General features: G+C 71.7%; 1 protein-coding gene. It reads left to right on the forward strand.

Going from position 1 to position 1,028, the window contains the following annotated elements:
* The coding region (locus AB0C20_RS36370; RefSeq protein ID WP_357569741.1) for a helix-turn-helix transcriptional regulator at nucleotides 1–850 on the forward strand (850 nt) is incomplete at its 5' end.
* Nucleotides 851–1,028 lie beyond the last annotated feature (178 nt).

Below are 1,028 nucleotides of genomic sequence, written 5' to 3' on the forward strand. Positions count from 1 at the left end.
CCTCGACGGTGTGGAGAATCTGGAGCAGGCGCTCGCGGCGCTCACCGCCGAGGGTGCGGCCGCCTGGATGTTCCCGGCGAGAATTCGCCTGGCAGAGGCCTATTCGGCACTGGGCCGCGCGGCGGAGGCGGCCGAGGTCATCGCCGAGGCCCGGCAGCGCGGCGGCCGGCACAGCGCGGTCTACGAGCCGCAACTCGAGATCGCCCGGGCCTGGCAGGCCGCGGCCGAAGGCACCGTGGGGCCGGCGGTACGCCTGGCCATCGGTGCCGCCGATGCCGCCGCCCGCTCCCACCAGCACGCGGTCGAGGCACTGGCGCTGCACACCGCGGCGCGCTTCGGCGATCGCAATGTGGCGGGACGCCTGGCCGACCTCGCGGCCCGCATCGACGGTGCGCTGGTCCAGGTGCAGTCCCGGCACGCGGTGGCCGTCGCCTCCCAGGATGGGCCCGGATTGGATACCGCCGCAGCCGAATTCGAGCGGATGGGCGTGCTGCTGTCGGCCGCCGATGCCGCCGCCCAGGCCGCCTCGGTGCACGAACGACGCGGAGATCGGCGACGACTGCTCGAGTCGGCGGCCACCGCGAACCGGCTCGCCGCGGCCTGCGGTGGGGCCGGCACGCCCGCACTGCGCCAGTCGGCCCAGCCACTTCCGCTGACCGCACGGGAACGCGAGATCGCCAATCTGGTCGCGGCTGGACTGAGCAACCGGCAGATCGCGGATCGGCTCACGGTGTCGGTCCGTACCGTCGAGGGCCATCTGTATCGCGCCTGCATGAAACTCGATGTGACCGATCGCGAGGCACTCGCCGATCTGATGCGAGGCGAGCCACCCCAAGGCAAACAGCGCTGACACTGACCGTGCGATAGCTCTTATCGATGTGCCATCGATGGTTACACCACGGCACGCCGTGACGCCCCGAATCCCTGTCGACGACCGGACATGTCGAACACCGCCTGGAACTGGCCGGCGCCGCGATCGGTGGCGGAGTGGGTTCCGCGCTGTGACGCGGACGTCGCCGGATACCGTG

The sequence above is a fragment of the Micromonospora sp. NPDC048843 genome (assembly GCF_040649965.1).
In the GTDB taxonomy this organism is placed as follows: Bacteria; Actinomycetota; Actinomycetes; order Mycobacteriales; family Micromonosporaceae; genus Micromonospora; species Micromonospora hortensis.